This window comes from Streptomyces scopuliridis RB72 (genome assembly GCF_000718095.1).
GTDB classification, from domain to species: domain Bacteria; phylum Actinomycetota; class Actinomycetes; order Streptomycetales; family Streptomycetaceae; genus Streptomyces; species Streptomyces scopuliridis.
Genome location: NZ_JOEI01000003.1, coordinates 224,988 through 243,051, shown reverse-complemented (window position 1 = coordinate 243,051; position 18,064 = coordinate 224,988). Strand labels below are relative to the sequence as shown.

At 69.9% G+C, this 18,064-nt stretch carries 14 protein-coding genes and 4 tRNA genes; 11 read left to right on the top strand and 7 right to left on the bottom strand.

Features of this window, described 5'->3' with window-relative positions; genetic code table 11:
• The first annotated feature begins 54 nt into the window (after positions 1–54).
• From IF11_RS0104315 to IF11_RS0104305, 3 genes are all read left to right on the top strand, one after another.
• Complete coding sequence (locus tag IF11_RS0104315; RefSeq protein ID WP_030350046.1) at positions 55–405, top strand: metallopeptidase family protein; 351 nt, start codon at positions 55–57, stop codon at positions 403–405.
• A 131-nt stretch (positions 406–536) separates the two neighbouring features.
• Positions 537–2,183 (top strand): metallophosphoesterase family protein, encoded by a 1,647-nt coding sequence (locus IF11_RS0104310; protein WP_051745478.1) that lies wholly within the window; start codon positions 537–539, stop codon positions 2,181–2,183.
• Between the two features lie 80 nt (positions 2,184–2,263).
• Positions 2,264–2,339: transfer RNA gene (locus IF11_RS0104305), tRNA-Glu, on the top strand.
• Between the two features lie 190 nt (positions 2,340–2,529).
• On the opposite strand, the gene IF11_RS0104300 is transcribed toward IF11_RS0104305, so the two are convergent.
• A complete protein-coding gene (locus tag IF11_RS0104300) occupies positions 2,530–3,540 on the bottom strand; it encodes a polysaccharide deacetylase family protein (RefSeq protein ID WP_030350044.1) in 1,011 nt (336 codons plus the stop codon).
• A 203-nt stretch (positions 3,541–3,743) separates the two neighbouring features.
• On the opposite strand from IF11_RS0104300, the gene IF11_RS0104295 reads away from it, so the two are divergent.
• The 3 genes from IF11_RS0104295 (at position 3,744) to IF11_RS0104285 (ending at position 5,828) form a co-directional block, all read left to right on the top strand.
• Positions 3,744–5,366: a putative glycoside hydrolase gene (locus IF11_RS0104295; protein WP_078490455.1), complete on the top strand. Its 1,623-nt coding sequence runs from the start codon at positions 3,744–3,746 to the stop codon at positions 5,364–5,366.
• A 292-nt stretch (positions 5,367–5,658) separates the two neighbouring features.
• Positions 5,659–5,733: transfer RNA gene (locus IF11_RS0104290), tRNA-Asp, on the top strand.
• Positions 5,734–5,754: 21 nt separating this feature from the next.
• Positions 5,755–5,828: transfer RNA gene (locus tag IF11_RS0104285), tRNA-Phe, on the top strand.
• A 55-nt stretch (positions 5,829–5,883) separates the two neighbouring features.
• On the opposite strand, the gene IF11_RS0104280 is transcribed toward IF11_RS0104285, so the two are convergent.
• From IF11_RS0104280 to IF11_RS40705, 3 genes are all read right to left on the bottom strand, one after another.
• A complete protein-coding gene (locus tag IF11_RS0104280) occupies positions 5,884–6,780 on the bottom strand; it encodes a cytochrome c biogenesis CcdA family protein (RefSeq protein ID WP_030350042.1) in 897 nt (298 codons plus the stop codon).
• Complete coding sequence (locus IF11_RS0104275; RefSeq protein WP_240627706.1) at positions 6,777–7,577, bottom strand: DsbA family protein; 801 nt, start codon at positions 7,575–7,577, stop codon at positions 6,777–6,779. Before IF11_RS0104275 ends, IF11_RS0104280 begins: the two co-directional genes overlap by 4 nt.
• Before the next feature lie 86 nt (positions 7,578–7,663).
• Positions 7,664–8,068: a hypothetical protein gene (locus tag IF11_RS40705; protein ID WP_051745472.1), complete on the bottom strand. Its 405-nt coding sequence runs from the start codon at positions 8,066–8,068 to the stop codon at positions 7,664–7,666.
• A 211-nt stretch (positions 8,069–8,279) separates the two neighbouring features.
• Between IF11_RS40705 and hrpA the strand changes: the two genes are divergently transcribed.
• From hrpA to IF11_RS0104255, 3 genes are all read left to right on the top strand, one after another.
• Entirely contained in the window at positions 8,280–12,254 is a 3,975-nt protein-coding gene (gene hrpA, locus IF11_RS0104265) for an ATP-dependent RNA helicase HrpA (protein ID WP_030350040.1), read from the top strand.
• A gap of 101 nt (positions 12,255–12,355) precedes the next feature.
• Positions 12,356–12,430, top strand: a tRNA-Asp gene (locus IF11_RS0104260).
• A 236-nt stretch (positions 12,431–12,666) separates the two neighbouring features.
• Complete coding sequence (locus IF11_RS0104255; protein ID WP_030350039.1) at positions 12,667–12,879, top strand: DUF6274 family protein; 213 nt, start codon at positions 12,667–12,669, stop codon at positions 12,877–12,879.
• Between the two features lie 408 nt (positions 12,880–13,287).
• Here IF11_RS0104255 and bldC read toward each other — a convergent pair whose 3' ends face one another.
• A complete protein-coding gene (gene bldC / locus IF11_RS0104250; protein WP_003949541.1) occupies positions 13,288–13,494 on the bottom strand; it encodes a developmental transcriptional regulator BldC in 207 nt (68 codons plus the stop codon).
• 578 nt (positions 13,495–14,072) lie between these two features.
• The gene (locus IF11_RS0104245) at positions 14,073–14,954 is read right to left on the bottom strand and encodes a DUF8083 family protein (protein ID WP_030350038.1); all 882 of its coding nucleotides are present in this window, start codon (positions 14,952–14,954) and stop codon (positions 14,073–14,075) included.
• Positions 14,955–15,143: 189 nt separating this feature from the next.
• Between IF11_RS0104245 and IF11_RS0104240 the strand changes: the two genes are divergently transcribed.
• Positions 15,144–16,244, top strand: coding sequence for a Leu/Phe/Val dehydrogenase (locus IF11_RS0104240; RefSeq protein WP_030350037.1), 1,101 nt, complete (start codon positions 15,144–15,146; stop codon positions 16,242–16,244).
• A gap of 302 nt (positions 16,245–16,546) precedes the next feature.
• Entirely contained in the window at positions 16,547–16,798 is a 252-nt protein-coding gene (locus tag IF11_RS0104235) for a DUF3073 domain-containing protein (RefSeq protein WP_030350036.1), read from the top strand.
• Between the two features lie 148 nt (positions 16,799–16,946).
• On the opposite strand, the gene purM is transcribed toward IF11_RS0104235, so the two are convergent.
• A complete protein-coding gene (gene purM, locus IF11_RS0104230) occupies positions 16,947–18,017 on the bottom strand; it encodes a phosphoribosylformylglycinamidine cyclo-ligase (RefSeq protein ID WP_030350035.1) in 1,071 nt (356 codons plus the stop codon).
• Between the last annotated feature and the right edge of the window lie 47 nt (positions 18,018–18,064).

The window sequence follows — 18,064 nt, the reverse complement described above, 5'->3', positions numbered from 1 at the left end:
CGCGCACGCGGAACGCAGGGGCCGTTCCGCCGGACTCTGCTGGACAATGGCCATGTGCTGGAGATGACACGCGAGACCTTCGAAGAGCTGGTGAGCCAGGCCCTTGATCAGATCCCCCCGGAGCTGACCAAGGTCATGGACAATGTCGCCGTCTTCGTCGAGGACGAACCCGACGCGTCCGACCCCGAGCTGCTGGGGCTCTACGAAGGGACTCCGCTCACGGACCGCGGCGAGTGGTACGCCGGGGTGCTGCCCGACCGCATCTCCATCTACATGGGGCCGACCCTGCGCTACTGCGAGACCCCCGAGGACGTGGTCCACGAGGTCTCCGTGACCGTCGTCCATGAGATCGCCCACCACTTCGGCATCGCGGACGACCGGCTGCACGAGCTCGGCTGGGGGTGACGAGCCGGATCGGGGGTAACGAGCCGGCCCGGAGTCACGAGCGGGGCCGGGGGTAACCGGAATCCCCCGCCCATTACTCCTGATGGCGGTGCCCAGGCATGGCCGGCCCCCGTCGTGGGCATACGCGACCAATGGCCCGTGATGTACCGCGCTTCCCGTTCCGTACCTCGCTCACCCGCATCCAGGGCCATCTCAGTTCCCGCCGCGACGCCCCCACCAGCGCCCTGGTCCACTCCCCGCACCCTTACACCCGCGCTGTCGGGCTGCTCTCCGTCGTCCTGCTGGGCGCCTGGCTCGGGCTGCTGATCGTCGGCAGCGTACGGACCCCGGTCGGGCCGATGGACACCAAGATGACGCTGCGCCCGTCCCTGACCGGCGGCACCAAGATCAATGTCTCGCCGCTGGGCGCGCTGGAGCTGAGCACGCACACCGCCCCCATCCGCCTCGACGTCGATGTCGACCAGCTGGACCCCGTACGGTCCCAGGCGCTCGTCGAGCACCCCGAGCGGCTCTCCGGCCTCCAGGGCGAGGTCAGCCACGATGTCATGAACGGCACCACGGACCTGGCCGTACGGTCCGTCGTCGCCGTCGTCTCCGGAGCCACCGCCCTCGGGCTCGCCGTCTACCGCCGCCCGCGCCGCGCCCTCGCCGCCGGCGGGCTGGCGCTCGCGCTGCTGGCCGCCTCGGGCGTCGGCGCGTACGCCACCTGGAACCCCAAGTCGGTGCTGGAGCCGCGGTTCTCCGGACTGCTCTCCTCCGCCCCGCAGGTGGTCGGCAGCGCGCGCTCGATCGTGAACGATTTCGACGTCTACCAGAAGGAGTTGGCGCGGCTGGTCACCAACGTGACCAAGCTGTACGACGCCGCCTCGACGCTCCCCACCTTCCAGCCGGACCCGGCCACCCTCCGGGTGCTGCATGTCTCGGACATCCATCTCAACCCGGCGGCCTGGCACATCATCGGCTCGCTCGTGGAGCAGTACGGGATCGACGTGATCATCGACTCCGGCGACACCATGGACCACGGCGCCTCCGCCGAGAACACCTTCCTCGACCCGATCGCCGACCTGGACGTCCCGTACGTCTGGGTGCGCGGCAACCACGACTCCCGGGGCACCCAGGAGTATCTGGGCCGCATGAAGAACGTCCGGGTCCTGGACGAGGGCCGGGCCGTGACCGTCGGCGGGGTACGGGTGGCGGGCAGCGGCGACCCGCAGTTCACCCCCGACCGCTCGGTGGAGGCCCAGGGCGACCCCGCCGAACGCATGACGGGCATCCGGCTCGCCTCGGCCCTCCGCGACCAGCAGCGGGCCGGCACGCCCGTGGACATCGCGGTCGCCCACAACCCGGTGGCGGCACGGGAGACCGACGGCCTCGTCCCGCTGGCCCTCTCGGGCCATATCCACCACCGCGAGACCGAGACGCTGCCGCACGGCACCCGGCTGAAGATCGAGGGCTCGACGGGCGGCGGCGGGCTGCGCGCCGTACAGAACGAGAGCCCGGAGAAGGTGCAGATGTCCGTGCTCTATCTGGACCGGACGACCAAGCGGCTCCAGGCCTGGGACGAGATCACGCTCGGCGGGCTGGGTCTGACGACCGCCGAGGTCAGCCGCCATCTTCCGCAGGAGATCGTCACCCCGGGGGCCGGCGCCTCGCCCGGCCCGGATCCGTCGGGCACGGGCAGCCCGGGACCGTCGGCGGGCACGGGCTCCCCCTCGCGTACGCCCGGAGCCACCGCGCCCTCACGGACCTCGCCGGGCGTCCCCGTACCCGCCGACTAAACCGTTTTGGCGATAGCTCTGCCCATCCCATATGCTTCTCACGTCCCCGACGCGCTGCAAAGCGCCCAGGCGGGCCCTTAGCCCTCATCGTCTAGTGGCCCAGGACGCCGCCCTTTCAAGGCGGTAGCACGGGTTCGAATCCCGTTGGGGGCACCAACAGCTTCTACACCTTTGACTGTCCCCTTCCGAGGGGGCAGCCGGTGTAGGGCTGTTTTGGCGTTTCAGCCGGGGACCAGCGGCAGTTTCGGGGCCGGCCCCGGGCGACCCGCGGACCCGGCCCCGCCGGGTCCGCGCCGGCGAGGCCCTGTCCTGTTAGGCACTAGAACGGGACTTCGGACTTACTCGTCTAGTACGGCCGGGCCCGCTTCGCGAAGGCCGGCGCCACCTGGTCCTGCAAGGCGCGTGGGAAGGCGACCGTGTTCGGGTCCCCGTCCGAGACGTACCAGTTCTTCCCGGCGGAGAGCTTGTCCAGCCACCGCGACGAACCGAACTCGGCGTCCGGGTCCTTGGGCCCCGCCGAACGGATCCGCGGGATCCCGCCGGGTGTGAAGGACTTGGCGAACGGCGAGACCGAGGGGTTGGCCCCCACGAGGTACACCCCGTCGTTGCGGTAGCCCGTTCCCCGCGCGGCTACCCCGGCCGGCTTGGGCATGGCCCCGAAGGGCAGGGCGAGGGACGTGACCTGGGTCCCGGGCGCGGCCTTCACGATCGCCTGCACGCCGCCGGCGATGGCCTTCGCGGCGCCCGCCTCGTCCAGCGAACTCAGGTTCTGGTGGCGGTCGGTGTGGTTGCCGACCTCGTACCCGTGCTGCTTCAGCCAGGCCAGCGCCTTGGCGGGACCGGTGGTCGAGAAGGCGTCCGCGTTGACGAAGAAGGTCGCCACCGGCTTGAACGCGGGGTACTTCTTCGCCGTCTCCGCCATGATGGCGATGGCCGTGTCCCGCGCCGGGGCGCCGTCCGGGCCGAGGCGCACCTGGCTGTTGGTCGAGTCGTCGAACGTGAGGACCACCGGGTGCGTTCCGGCCGGGATGTCGATGCGGCCCGTCTGGAAGTCCCGGGCGGTGACCGGCACGTACTTCTCCCGGGCGAGGCGCTCCAGCTCGGCCCGGAAATCGGCCGGGGTGCGGTCGTAGACGCTGGCCGGTTTCTCGGTGAGCTGGTGGTACATCAGCACCGGCACCTGGCCGAGCTCGTCGGCGCCGACCTCCGCCGGGTCTTTCGCGGCGGCCTGGCCGGCCGCCGCCGCCGAGGCGGCCGCCTGCCCTTCCCCGGCGGCCGGTGACGACCCCGGGGAGCAGCCCGAGGCGAGCAGAGCGGCGCCTGCCAGGGCGCAGAGCGGGACGAGCGGGTGGCGCATGAGGGACCTCCATGTCGAATGTGTCGCGCCATCCCTACCGGCGGCGGGAGCCCCCGTACCGCACCGTCCCCTGGATGGCGCAGTCACCACGCCGGGGCCGAACGCCGCCGTTCGTATGAAATCCGGCACAAAACAGGAGGACTGACGCACCGGCACGGCAATCAATGGAGGTACCACCCGGCCACAGCACAAAGGACGCCACGATGCCCAGATACATATCGCCCTCCGCCTCCTCCTACCGTCCGCACCGTCCGGCCCGACGGCGCACCCTCATAGCGACGGCCGTGGCACTCGCACTGGCCGGAGCGGGCGTCGGAGCCTGGACCTTCCTCGCGCCGGGACCGGGCGTGCACGGTCTCGCCGACGGCGCCTACCTCGACGGGCGCAAGGCCGCACAGGTCAGCGCCTACCTCGACGCCGGGGCGGCCGGCAGCAAGGAAAAGGTGCGCGCCACCCTCGACGGCGCGGTGATCCCCGTCACAGCCGAGGGCGCCCGCCTGAAACTCGCCCTCCCGCGTCTGACCGAGGGCCGGCACACCCTGGTGGTGGAGGGCGACAGCAAGCTCCCCCTCGCCTCGTACCGCAAGGTCGTCGCCTTCACCGTGGACACCAGCGCCCCCGACCTGAAGGTGGCCGACCCCGAGATCAAGAACACCGCCGACCCCGTGACCATCACCGGCAAGGCCTCCACCGACGCCAAGGTGACCGCCGACGGCAAGGAGGTTCCCATCGACAAGGGCGGTGCCTTCAAGATCACGGTGCCCAAGGGCACCCCCAGCGTGACGGTCACCGCCGTGGACCGCGCCGGGAACACCACCTCCAAGGCCGTGTCGACCCGGGGCCGTCGCCCCATGATCCGCGCCGCGCACATCACCGCCATCGGCTGGGGCAACGACACCCTGCGCGGCGGCGTCCTCGCCCTGGTCCGCAGCGGCAAGCTCAACGCCGTGCAGCTGGACGTCAAGGACGAGGACGGCGAGGTCGGGTACGCCTCCCAGGTGCCGCTGGCCCGTCAGATAGGCTCGGCCAAGGGCTACTACGACGCCCGCAAGGCGATAGCCGAGATCCACGCCGCCGGCGCCCAGGTCATCGGCCGTATCGTCGCCTTCCGTGACCCCAAGCTCGGCGCGGCGGCCTGGAAGGCCGGCAAGCGCAACCAGGTCGTGCAGACGCCCTCCGGAGAGGCCTACAACGGCGGGCACTACGGAAACCTGTCCTTCACCAACTTCGCCGACCCCACGGTCCGCAAGTACAACCAGGATCTCGCCGTCGAAGCGGCCAAGCTCGGCTTCGACGACATCCTCTACGACTACGTGCGCCGCCCCGACGGCCCGCTGTCGAAGATGCGGTTCCCGGGCATCGGGTCCGCCACCCCCGAGCAGGCCATCACCTCGTTCGTTGCCGACACCCGGGTCGCGCTGCGCCCGCACGCCAAGTACCTCGGCGTCTCGGTCTTCGGCATTGCCGCCACCCGGCCTCTTGAGATCGCCCAGGACATCGGGGCCCTGGTCAAGGTCAGCGACTACATCGCGCCGATGGTCTACCCGTCCCACTGGGGTCCCGGGGAGTACGGCGTCGCCAACCCCGACACCGCCCCGTACGCGATCGTGCAGCGCTCGCTCGCCGACTTCGCCCGCCTGGCGAAGGGCACCCAGACCGAGATCGTCCCGTGGCTCCAGGACTTCTCGATGGGCAGCAAGTACGGGCCGCCCCAGGTGGCCGAACAGATCAAGGCCGCGGCGGCCAACAAGATGAACTCCTTCATCCTCTGGAACGCCGGTGCCCGCTACCAGGGCGCGGCACTCCAGCAGATCGCCTCACACTGACGCGGCAGGCGAGACCAGTCCCTGGTCTCGCCCCCGCCCAACGGGCCCCGGCGAGGGCCCGTGGATCACGCGGACAGGGCATGACCTGCGTTCTGATACGCTCATCTAGCGACATCGGGCGACCGCAGCGTGTCTGATCAGTCACCTGGGGACACCCCCCGGGCGGCGGCGTTGAAGCCCGACTGTCGTGGAAATTGTGAGCTCTCCGCAGGTTCGGTTTCGTGCGGAAGCCGACGGAAACCCGTTGGGGGCACGCAATACCGTGTGCGAGACTGGTGCTCGCACATCGCTTGGTCCTGTGGAGCAGTTTGGAGTGCTCGCCACCCTGTCAAGGTGGAGGCCGCGGGTTCAAATCCCGTCAGGACCGCTGCAGCCGTTGAGGTTGCGTGGCTGGGTAGCTCAGTTGGTACGAGCGATCGCCTGAAAAGCGATAGGTCGCCGGTTCGATCCCGGCCCCAGCCACTTCGGCCCGTGAGGGCGAGGGCCCCCCACCGAGAATCTCGGCGGGGGGCTTTTCTCATGTCCCCGTCCCGGTTGCCCCCGTTTCGGTAGGGACCGGCTCGGCCCGCTCGTCGCGACCCTCGCGGCCATCGCGCCGCTCGCGGCCGTGGAGCCGGCGCAGCAGTGTGATCACCGCCACCATCAGCACCACTCCGCCCAGCAGCACCCAGTCCGGGATCGCCGCCCCGACCCCGCGCGCCCACTGTTCGGCCGCGAAGGAGTCGTCGACCGAGAGCAGCCCCGGCAGCGCCGTCGTCCCGTCGAAGACGAGGAAGACCGTGCCCAGGACGATGAAGAAGAGCCCCGACAGCAGCGAGGTCGTGTGCAGCTCGAAGCGTCCGAGCCGGAAGGCCCGGCCGCGCAGCCACCGGCGGCCGCCGAGATCGAACCGCTCCCAGAGCAGGGCCAGCAGGAAGAGCGGTACGGCCATGCCGAGCGCGTACACCGCGAGCAGCAGCCCGCCGTAGACCGGACTGCCGCTCAGCGCGGCCACGGTCAGCACGCTGCCGAGGATCGGTCCCGCGCAGAAGCCGGCGAGCCCGTAGACCATGCCGAGCGCGTACACGGACAGCGCGGTCGTCGGCCGGATCCGGCCCGACAGCGCGGCCATACGGCGCGAGGCGAAGCCCATGCCGAGGATCTGGGCGGCGCCGAGCGCGATGATCAGCCAGCCGCCGACGACGACCAGCAGATCGCGGTGCCCGTAGAACAGCCGGCCGGCGAAGGAACCGGCGGCGCCCAGCGGGACGAGCGTGGTCGCCAGGCCGAGATAGAAAATGCCGGTACGGGCCAGGAGCCGGCCGGCCGAGTCGATGGAGTACGCGAAGAACGCGGGCAGGAGCAGGGCGCTGCACGGGCTCAGCAGCGCGAGAAGACCGCCGAGCAGAGCGACCGGATACCCGATGTCCGTCACTGGTCCGCCTTGCCGTCCGTACCCGCCTTGCCATCCTTTTCGGCCTTGGGGGCGGACTCAGGGGCGGCCCCAGGGGCGGACTCCGCCGCGGCCTTCGCCGACTCGATGGCCTGCGTGAAGGTCTGCTCCGGCTGGGCGCCGGCGATGGGGCGGCCGTTGATGAGGAAGGACGGGGTGGACGTGGCGCCGAGACCGTACGCCTCCTCCTGGTCCTTCTGTACGGCCGCCGCGGCGGCGTCCCCGGCTCGGTCGCGGCGGAACCGGTCCAGGTCCTTCACCCCGGCCTCCCGGGCGAGCGCGTCGAGCCGGCCGGCGCCGAAGCCCTTCTCCTTCGAGCCCTGGGCGTACGCGGCCGAGTGGAACTCCCAGAAGCGGCCCTGCTGTCCCGCGGCCCAGGCGGCGCGGGCGGCGGCCTCCGACTCCTCGCCGAAGATCGGGTAGTTGCGCCACTCGATGCGCAGGGTGCCGTTCTTGACGTACTTCTCGATGAGGCCCGGCTCGGTGTCGCGGGCGAACTTGCCGCAGAAGGCGCACTTGAAGTCGGCGTACTCGACCATGACGACCGGCGCGTCCGCGCGGCCGACGGCGAGCGGGTCCGCTCCGTCGCGGCGGGCGAGCTTCGCCAGCTCGGGATAGACCCCGGCCTGCGGATCGGCGGAGACCTCGGCGACCGTGCTGTCCCCGGTCGCGACGCGGGCGGAGGTGTCGGGCTTGGTGGCGGTGTACGAGACGACGCCGAGCAGAGCGGCGGCGGCCACGACTCCGGCGCCGATGGCGACGGCGCGGCGGGAGGACATGCGGGAAGGCTGTGCGGACATGGGTGTTCGACTCTCCGTAGCAATCCATGAGAAAGGGGGGCGAAAGGGGCAGGCGAAGCCGGGCCCTATACGCGCAGTACGGAGAGATCGACCGGAGAGGGCGCGGCGACCGGCGGCGGCCCGCGGTCGGGCGTCACGGCGAGCACGGCCTGAGCGGCGCCCCACGCGCCGGCGGTGTCGCGGGCGTCGTGCAGCACGGGCAGCAGTTCATGGACGGAGCTGCCGCGGGTGGGCGTGATGGGCGGGGTGCCCGTATCATCCCGGTCGCCGCGCCCGCAGCCAGGAGTCTGGCCGCCGTAGCCGCCACCGGCCGTAACGGCCTCGGTCGCGACCGTCCCGGCCGTCCCCATGATCCCGACAGCCACGGCGGCCGACGGAAGACAGAACACCAGCGCGACCAGCATCCCCAGCAGCGCCCCGCCGACGCCCACACCCATGAAGCGGCGGCGCCTGCTTCCGATGCGGGTCATCAGGTGAGCCTCTCCGGGGGACGGCGGTACGAGGACGAGGGGGCGGGGACGAGGGGACGGGGACAAGGGGACGGGGTACGTGCCTCGCATCGTAAGGGGTGCTCATGGCGATCGGGCAATACGGCCCCCCGACCCGCCGCGCCGCCGCATCGGGTCCGCCGACGAAATGGGTTCGCCACTCCCGAGCCGCGGGTGAGATCCTGGGCCAGGTATGTCTACTTCCTTCGCCGACCTCCAGACCCTGCTGGCCGACGTCTCGCTGCGCGACGCGCAGCGGCTCGGCCGCCGTCTCGAAGGCGCACGCCGCATCCGTAAGCCCGAAGCGCGGCAGGCCGTGCTGGACGAGATCGCCGGCGAGGCCGGGAAGTCCGCCGAGCGCACGCGGCTGCGCGGGGCACGGATGCCCGTCGTCTCGTACCCCGAGCAGTTGCCCGTCAGCCAGAAGAAGGACCTGATCCTGGAGGCGATACGCGACCATCAGGTCGTGATCGTCGCCGGTGAGACCGGCTCGGGCAAGACGACCCAGATCCCGAAGATCTGTCTGGAGCTGGGCCGCGGGGTCCGGGGCATGATCGGGCACACGCAGCCGCGCAGGATCGCCGCCCGTACCGTCGCCGAGCGGGTCGCGGAGGAGCTGGACACGCCGCTGGGCGAGGCCGTCGGCTGGAAGGTCCGCTTCACCGACCAGGTCAACCCGGACGCGACGTTCGTCAAGCTGATGACCGACGGCATCCTGCTCGCCGAGATCCAGACGGACCGCGAGCTGCTCGCCTACGACACGATCATCATCGACGAGGCCCACGAGCGGAGCCTCAACATCGACTTCCTGCTGGGCTATCTCGCCCAGCTGCTCCCCAGACGCCCGGACCTGAAGGTCGTCATCACCTCCGCGACGATCGACCCGGAGCGCTTCTCCCGCCACTTCGGCGACGCGCCCATCGTGGAGGTCTCGGGGCGTACGTACCCGGTCGAGGTCCGCTACCGCCCGCTGCTGGAGGAGGACGGCGAGGAGGGCGACCGCGACCAGATCACCGCGATCTCCGAAGCCGTGGACGAACTCCACTCGGAGGGCGCCGGCGACATCCTGGTCTTCCTCTCCGGCGAGCGTGAGATCCGCGACACCGCCGACGCCCTGGAGAAGCGCAAGCTCCGGGGCACCGAGGTACTCCCCCTCTACGCCCGGCTCTCGCATGCCGAGCAGCACCGCGTGTTCCAGCGCCACAGCGGTCGCAGGATCGTTCTGGCGACGAATGTCGCCGAGACCTCGCTGACCGTCCCCGGCATCAAGTACGTGATCGACCCGGGCAACGCCCGTATCTCCCGTTACAGCCACCGCACCAAGGTCCAGCGGCTGCCGATCGAGCGGATCTCCCAGGCCAGCGCCAACCAGCGCAAGGGCCGCTGCGGCCGTACGTCGGACGGGATCTGCGTACGGCTCTACTCCGAGGACGACTTCGAGGCGCGCCCGGAGTTCACCGACGCCGAGATCCTCCGTACGAATCTGGCGTCCGTCATCCTCCAGATGACCGCGGCCGGCCTGGGCGACATCGAGAAGTTCCCCTTCATCGATCCGCCGGACCACCGCAATATCCGCGACGGGGTGCAGCTGCTCCAGGAGCTGGGCGCGTTCGACCCGTCGCAGGCCGCGCAGAAGGATCCGAAGAAGCGGCTCACCCCGCTCGGCCGCAAGCTCTCCCAGCTCCCCGTGGACCCGCGGCTGGCCCGGATGGTCATCGAGGCCGACCGCAACGGCTGCGTACGCGAGGTGATGGTGATCGCCGCCGCGCTCTCCATCCAGGACCCGCGCGAGCGGCCCGCCGACAAGCAGGCCCAGGCCGACCAGCAGCACGCCCGGTTCAAGGACGAGACCTCCGACTTCCTGGCCTTCATCAATCTCTGGCGCTACATCAGGGAGCAGCAGAAGACGCTGTCCTCCTCGGCCTTCCGCCGGATGTGCAAGTCGGAGTATCTGAACTTCCTGCGGATCCGCGAGTGGCAGGACATCTACTCGCAGCTGCGTACGGTCGCCAAGCAGATGGGCATCCACCTCAACGAGGAGGACGCGGCGGACCAGTCCATCCACGTCTCGCTGCTGGCGGGGCTGCTCTCGCACATCGGGATGAAGGATGTGAAGAACGCCGGGGGGGAGGGCGGGAAAAACACAGGGAAGAATGAGTATCTGGGCGCCCGCAGCGCGAAGTTCGCGGTGTTCCCGGGCTCGGCGCTCTTCAAGAAGCCGCCGCGCTTCCTCATGTCCGCCGAGCTGGTGGAGACCTCCCGGCTCTGGGCGCGCGTCAACGCGAAGATCGAGCCCGAGTGGATCGAGCCCCTGGCCGGTCATCTCCTCAAGCGGACCTATAGCGAGCCGCACTGGGAGAAGGACATGGCGGCCGTGATGGCGTACGAGAAGGTGACGCTGTACGGGGTACCGATCGTCGCCCAGCGCAAGGTGAATTTCGGCCGGATCGACCCGGAGGCGTCCCGGGAGCTGTTCATCCGTCACGCGCTGGTCGAGGGCGACTGGCGCACGCACCACCAGTTCTTCCATGACAATCGCAAACTCCTGGGCGAGGTCGAGGAGTTGGAGCACCGCGCCCGGCGCCGCGACATCCTCGTGGACGACGAGACGCTCTACGACTTCTACGACCAGCGGGTGCCGGACGAGGTGGTCTCCGGCGCGCACTTCGACTCCTGGTGGAAGAAGCGGCGCCGCGAGGAGCCCGAGCTGCTCGACTTCGAGCGCTCGATGCTCATCAACGAGAAGGCCGGCTCCGTCACCAAGGACGACTATCCGGACTCCTGGCGGCAGGGACCGCTCAAGTTCCGCGTGACGTACCAGTTCGAGCCGGGTACGGACGCGGACGGCGTGACCGTCCATGTCCCGCTCCAGGTGCTCAACCAGGTCACCTCCGAGGGCTTCGACTGGCAGATCCCGGGCCTGCGCGAGGACGTGGTCATGGAGCTGATCCGCTCGCTGCCCAAGCCGATCCGCCGCCATTACGTGCCCGCGCCCAACTACGCCAAGGCGTTCCTGGAGCGCGCCGTGCCCCTCCAGGAGCCGCTGCCGGTGACGCTGGCCCGCGAGCTCCAGCGGATGGTCGGGGTGCCGGTCACGGCCGACGACTTCGATCCGGCCCGGATGCCCGACCATCTCAGGATCACGTTCCGCATCGTCGACGAGCGGCGCCGCAAGATCGCCGAATACGCCGAGGGAAAAGACCTGGAGGAGCTCAAGCTCCAGCTGCGCCCCAAGGCCCGTCAGGCGCTCTCCAAGGCCGCCGCGGCCACCGCCGAGCGCGCGGGCGGCGAGGCGATCGAACGTACGGGGCTGACGGAGTGGACGATCGGCACGCTCTCCCGGGTCTTCGAGACCCGGCGGGCCGGCCAGCCCGTGAGGGCGTACCCGGCGCTGGTCGACCAGGGCGCGACCGTGGCCGTACGGCTCTTCGACACCGAGGCCGAGCAGCGGCAGGCGATGTGGGCGGGTACGCGCCGGCTGATCCTGCTGAACATCCCGGTGAACCCGGCGAAGTTCGCCTCCGACAAGCTCACCAACCAGCAGAAGCTGGCGCTCTCCCGCAATCCGCACGGCTCCATCCAGGCGCTGTTCGACGACTGCGCCATGGCCGCCGCCGACAAGCTGATCGCGGACCACGGGGGGCCGGCGTGGGACGAGGAATCGTTCCGGAAGCTGTACGACAGGGTGCGCGCCGATCTCGTCGACGCGACCGTGCGGACCATCGGGCAGGTCCAGCAGATCCTGGCCGCCTGGCAGGCCTGTGAGCGCCGTTTGAAGGCCACGGGCAGTCTGACCCTGGTCAACAACGTCCAGGACGTCAGGGACCAGCTGGCGGCCCTCGTACCGGCCGGCTTCGTCACCCGCACCGGGCTGCGCCGGCTGCCCGACCTGATGCGCTATCTCGTCGCGGCGGACCGCCGGCTCCAGCAGATGCCGACGAGCGTCCAGCGCGACACCACGCGCATGGAGAAGGTCCATGAGATGCAGGACGAGTACGCCTGGCTGCTCGAACAGCTGCCGCGGGGACGGCCAGTGCCGCAGCAGGTGCTGGACATCCGCTGGATGATCGAGGAGCTGCGGGTGAGCTACTTCGCGCACGCGCTGGGCACCGCGCAGCCCGTCTCGGACAAGCGCATCATCAAGGCGATCGACGCGGCGGCGCCGTAACGCGTTCATGGTTGAGGGTGCGCGGGGAGTGAGTTCGACCGGACCCTCGGAGCTGCTGTAGAGTCTCGTTTCGCAGCCGCCACTACGGGGCAGCGAAACCTGGTCCTGTGGAGCAGTTTGGAGTGCTCGCCACCCTGTCAAGGTGGAGGCCGCGGGTTCAAATCCCGTCAGGACCGCAGTAGAGGAAGAGCCCGCGTCCCATCGGATGCGGGCTCTTCCGTTGTGCCGTGTCACAGGCGACCCCATTGCCTACGGCAAGCGCCGTCGACGCGGTGGTCACGCGGCAGTAATGGCGTACCCAAATCCGCCGGGCCGCGCCCGCATCTCCTTGACGCCGCCAACGGCCGGGGGTACCTAAGCAGAAGGGCCCCACGCTCACCGCATCCACGGGCCCGCACCGGGGGTGGTGTGCATGACGGCATCGTCGACGAAGCATGAGACCCGCGCGCTGCTGCGCGCCCATCTGGCGGCCGCGTCCGGCCACCCGCATCGCACCGGGTACTGCCCGATCTGTCATCGCCTCCAGCGGCTCGCCATGGAGCCCTCGGCGGGCGACGACCTCTTTCTCGAAGACTGCTTCCTGGACGACGAGTTAGCCGAGGGCCAGGCCGCCTCCGCCACGTGACCCACCGCGCGGCCATGATCCAATCCGCAGCGCGCCCGCCGATGGCAAGACCTTCGCGGTGTGACGCTAGTCACCGAATGAGTTTCTGGAATGACGGCGCTTACACCCCACATACAATCCACCAATTTAATATGTGCAATTGCACTCCCTCCCGACCCCTTCGGGAAGCACCTCCGACAGTGCCCGCACAGCGCCCCAGCAGGGCCGGGACGCCCGCCTCCCGGCGCACAAAAAAGATCGCGCTGGACCCGGCGGAGTCCAGCGCGATCGACGACTTACCCGTGTTGCGAGGGCATGGGACCTGTTGGGGCAGGCGCCCGTCGTGTGGAGCTATGGGTCGGGACGACCGAGTTTGGGGGACCCGGCTGTGCCCTGCTTGTAGTTGAGCCCTAATGAGCCTTACTGGGTTCAGGCCTCGCTGCGCTGCTGCGGAATACCCGCAAGCAGTGCGCGGACCTCTGCCTCGCGATACCGGCGATGCCCACCGAGCGTGCGGATGGACGTGAGCTTGCCGGCCTTTGCCCAGCGCGTGACCGTCTTCGGGTCCACACGGAACATCGTGGCAACCTCAGCCGGGGTCAGCAGCGGCTCGGCATCAGGGGTGCGAGCGGTCATGAGCGGCCTCCTCGGGAGAACCGAACTATCTCGGTTCTTTCCTCTAAATTCTGCACCTTGACCCGCGTTGCCCGAAATGGCGGACGCGGGCCGAGTCGGTTATAGGACGAACGGCTTGTCCTCGGCACTACAACTACACCATCCGTCCAGCCACGTCGGCCAAACCGATGGAATTGCCCTCTGAGGTGCTCATCAGTGGCGGAAGCCGATGGACCATGCCATAGCGGACAGTCACGTCACAGATACGATCAGTCACAGAGCGATCAGGAGTCAACAGACCCCCCGTATAGAGTGCAATGCTGAGCGTTCCGCCCACACTTGGACGGAAGGAACCCTCCCCGGACTCCTTGTCCTATTTTGACACGAGGGTGGGTGATGGGCGCAAGAGCCCCGTTAGTGCGGTCCGTCACGCTTGAGGCAAAGGCCCGGATCGGGACCTCTGCCCTAGGCCCGGTTCACGGCCCGTGAAGGACCGCGCACTGCCCGTCTCGGTGCCCGTTTCGCGTGCCCGCTGCCCGCTGCCCGCTGCCCGCCACTCTCCGCCCCGTGGGAGTCGGGGAGTGAGACAGAGTATGAACTCAGTTCGCGAACTGGCGGTCCCTGACCGCCCGCCACCGCTCCGTGAGCCGCCCGTACGCCTCCCCGGCACCCTCGTCGTCCCCGTCCCGCAGCGCCGTGATCGCCGCCGCCACGTCGGCCGCCGAGTGGTCCTCGGCAAGCTGAGCGCAGGACAGTACGTGCACCAGACCTCCGTAGTCCAGTTCGACCAGTGAGCGCGGGTGGAACTCCTCCAGCCAGCGCCCCACGTCCACCAGGCCCTCGATCAGCGGACCGTCGTCCACGGTGTCCCGCAGGGTCTTCAGCGAGCGGGCCAGCCGGCGCCGGGCCTGCACCATCGGGGTCCGGTAGCGCAGCACCCGCGCTTTGGCCCCGCCGTCCTCGCCGCCCTCGGCCCCCGCGCCCCCCTCGGCCGCGCCTGGCTGAAAAGTGCGCTCGTCGTCGGAGAAGAGCGTGAACCAGCGCACCGGCACCTGCCAGACCGCCGTCCGGATCCACGGCCGCGCGTCGGGGTTGCGGTCCCGCCAGCGCTCGTAGTCCTTCGCCGCCTGCCCGCGCACCACCGGCGGCAGCACGGCGTCCAGCAGCGGTACGGGCAGCACCTCCCCCAGTTCCTCCAGCGCCAGCCAGCCGCGCAGCCGGGTCCGCCACGGACACACGCACACCACACCGTCCACCTCCGCGATGAAGGCGTCCGCGCTCTCGTGCACCGGCACCGGCACCGGCGGGGTGGGCAACAAGTCGGCCAGGGAGCGCCGTAGTTCGTCCTGTGCGGTCGGCGTGCCGTCCCGGGCGGCGTAGCGGCGCCAATGGCCGCGTTCGGGCTCCGCGAAGGCCGCCAGCGGCTCGTAGACCCGCAGGTAGGACGCGTAAGGGACGAGAACTGAAGACACCGCCGGCATGCGGCGCATCGTCCCATGCCTGTACCCCACAAGGGGGTGATCCTTGGCAGTGCGGCTGATCTGCGCCCCCGCAGGACTTACTCTCTTGCTTGCTCGACCGCCCCACCCGCACAACCGCTCCATAAGGGCCCTCCCCCAACCCATGGGAGGGGCCTTCCCACCGCCGCTTCGTACTTGGGAGTCACCACAGTGACCGATGTGACCGGCGCTCCTGTCGATGTACTGCACACCCTGTTCCGTTCGGAGCAGGGAGGCCACGAGCAAGTCGTGCTCTGCCAGGACCGTGCCAGCGGCCTCAAGGCCGTGATCGCCATTCATTCGACCGCCCTGGGTCCAGCCCTGGGCGGCACCCGTTTCTACCCCTACGCGTCCGAGGAAGAGGCCGTCGCCGACGCGCTGAACCTCTCCCGGGGCATGTCGTACAAGAACGCCCTGGCCGGGCTCGACCACGGCGGCGGCAAGGCCGTGATCATCGGGGACTCCGCGCAGACCGAGGGCAGCCGCCGGACCGAGCTGCTGCTCGCCTACGGCCGGTTCGTGGCCTCGCTCGGCGGCCGGTACGTCACCGCCTGCGACGTCGGCACGTACGTCGCGGACATGGACGTCGTGGCGCGCGAGTGCCGGTGGACCACCGGCCGGTCCCCGGAGAACGGCGGCGCGGGCGACTCGTCGGTCCTGACGGCCTTCGGGGTCTTCCAAGGCATGCGGGCGAGCGCGCGGCACCAGTGGGGCGACCCGTCACTGCGCGGCCGTACGGTCGGGATCGCGGGCGTCGGCAAGGTCGGGCAGCACCTGGTGGAGCATCTGCTCCAGGACGGCGCGCAGGTCGTCATCACGGACGTACGGGAAGAATCGGTCACCCGCGTCACCGACCGCCATCCGCAGGTCGCCGTCGTCGCCGACAACGACGCGCTGATCCGCACCCCGGGGATGGACATCTACGCCCCATGCGCCCTCGGCGGCGCGCTGAACGACGAGTCCGTACCCGTTCTCACCGCGGCGGTGGTGTGCGGAGCGGCCAACAACCAGCTCGCCCATCCCGGCGTCGAGAAGGACCTCTCGGACCGCGGGATCCTCTACGCGCCCGACTACGTGGTGAACGCCGGCGGGGTGATCCAGGTCGCCGACGAACTGAACGGGTTCGACTTCGAGCGGTGCCGCGCGAAGGCCGCGAAGATCTTCGACACCACGCTGGCGATATTCGCACGTGCGAAGGAAGACGGGATTCCGCCGGCCGCCGCGGCGGACAGGATCGCCGAGCACAGGATGGCGGAAGCCCGCCACCGCTGACCGTGCGGGAGGCCGGCGTGACGTCCGGGGGACCGTACGGGAGTCCGTTCGGGAGACCAGACTCACGCCGGTCGGCGGGTCGCCCCTCAAGAAGAGGTTAAAATCGCAGCTGACCAGCGAGGACGGGGCACCTCGTTGGTCCTGCGCCGGGGCGCGTCATGCGGGCGGCGTACCGTATGGCCGCGGAAGCAGGTACCGTTGAAGCCCTACGGACGGGTCTCTCCGCGGAGAGCTCGTTCTGATTCATGAACGCGTGTCAAGACTCTGGGGCCGTCGAGCCCCGTCACCGAGGGGGTCGAGCCATGGGGCGCGGCCGGGCCAAGGCCAAGCAGACGAAGGTCGCCCGCCAGCTGAAGTACAACAGCGGCGGGACTGACCTGTCGCGTCTGGCCAACGAGCTGGGCGCATCGCCTTCAAGTCAACCACCGAACGCGGAGCCGTTCGAGGATGACGACGAGGAAGATGACCCGTACGCACAGTACGCGGATCGGTACAACGACGACGAGGACGAGGACGACGAGTCCGGACCCTCGACGCGGCGCCGCGGCGCTTGACGTCCTTATACGTCGGTATATCCCGAGCAGTAGCTCATTGCCCGGTCCTGGGCGGTAGTCCGGGACCGGGTTCTGTGCTGTCCGCTTCTCCCCTGTCCGTGGGGTCCCCGGCGGTGCCGGGGCGGCCCCTGGACGGATCTCCCGGCACTCAGCCCGCGTAGTCGCCGGTCAGCGTGGCGCCGGTGGTGTGGCCGGCCCGGTCGGTGATCTCTCCGGCGATCCAGGCGTCCACCCCCCGGTCGGCGAGCGTGGTGAGCGCGGCGTCGGCCGACTCCGCCGGGACGACAGCCATCATGCCCACGCCCATGTTCAGCGTCTTCTCCAGCTCCAGGCGCTCCACCCGGCCCGCCGTGCCGACGACGTCGAAGACCGCGCCGGGCGTCCAGGTCGAGCGGTCCACCGTGGCGTGCAGTCCGTCCGGGATCACCCGGGCCAGATTGGCCGCCAGACCGCCGCCGGTGATGTGGCTGAACGCGTGCACCTCGGTGGTCCTGGCGAGCGCCAGGCAGTCCAGCGAGTAGATCTTGGTGGGTTCGAGCAGCTCCTCGCCCAGGGTGCGGCCGAACTCCGCGACCTCGCGCTCCAGCGACCAGCCGGCCCGGTCGAAGACCACGTGCCGGACCAGCGAGTACCCGTTGGAGTGAAGACCGGAGGACGCCATGGCGATCACCGCGTCACCCGTACGGATACGATCCGCGCCCAGCAGCCGATCCGCCTCGACCACGCCCGTACCGGCGCCGGCGACATCGAAGTCGTCCTCGCCGAGCAGTCCGGGGTGCTCGGCGGTCTCGCCGCCGACCAGGGCGCAGCCGGCCAGCACACAGCCCTCGGCGATGCCCTTGACGATGGCGGCGACCCGCTCGGGGTGGACCTTGCCGACACAGATGTAGTCGGTCATGAAGAGGGGCTCGGCGCCGCAGACCACCAGGTCGTCGACGACCATGCCGACCAGATCGTGACCGATCGTGTCGTACACGCCCATCTTGCGGGCGAGGTCGACCTTCGTACCGACGCCGTCGGTGGCGGAGGCGAGCAGCGGGCGCTCGTAGCGCTTGAGGGCGGAGGCGTCGAAGAGGCCGGCGAAGCCGCCGAGGCCGCCGAGGACCTCGGGGCGTCGGGTCTTCCTGACCCACTCCTTCATCAGCTCGACCGCGCGGTCACCGGCTTCGATGTCGACGCCCGCGGCGGCATAGCTGGCACCAGTAGTCGTTTCGGACATGGCTGGATACTTTCCTGTCGTCTTGCGGTCGTCGGAGGGACGCACGG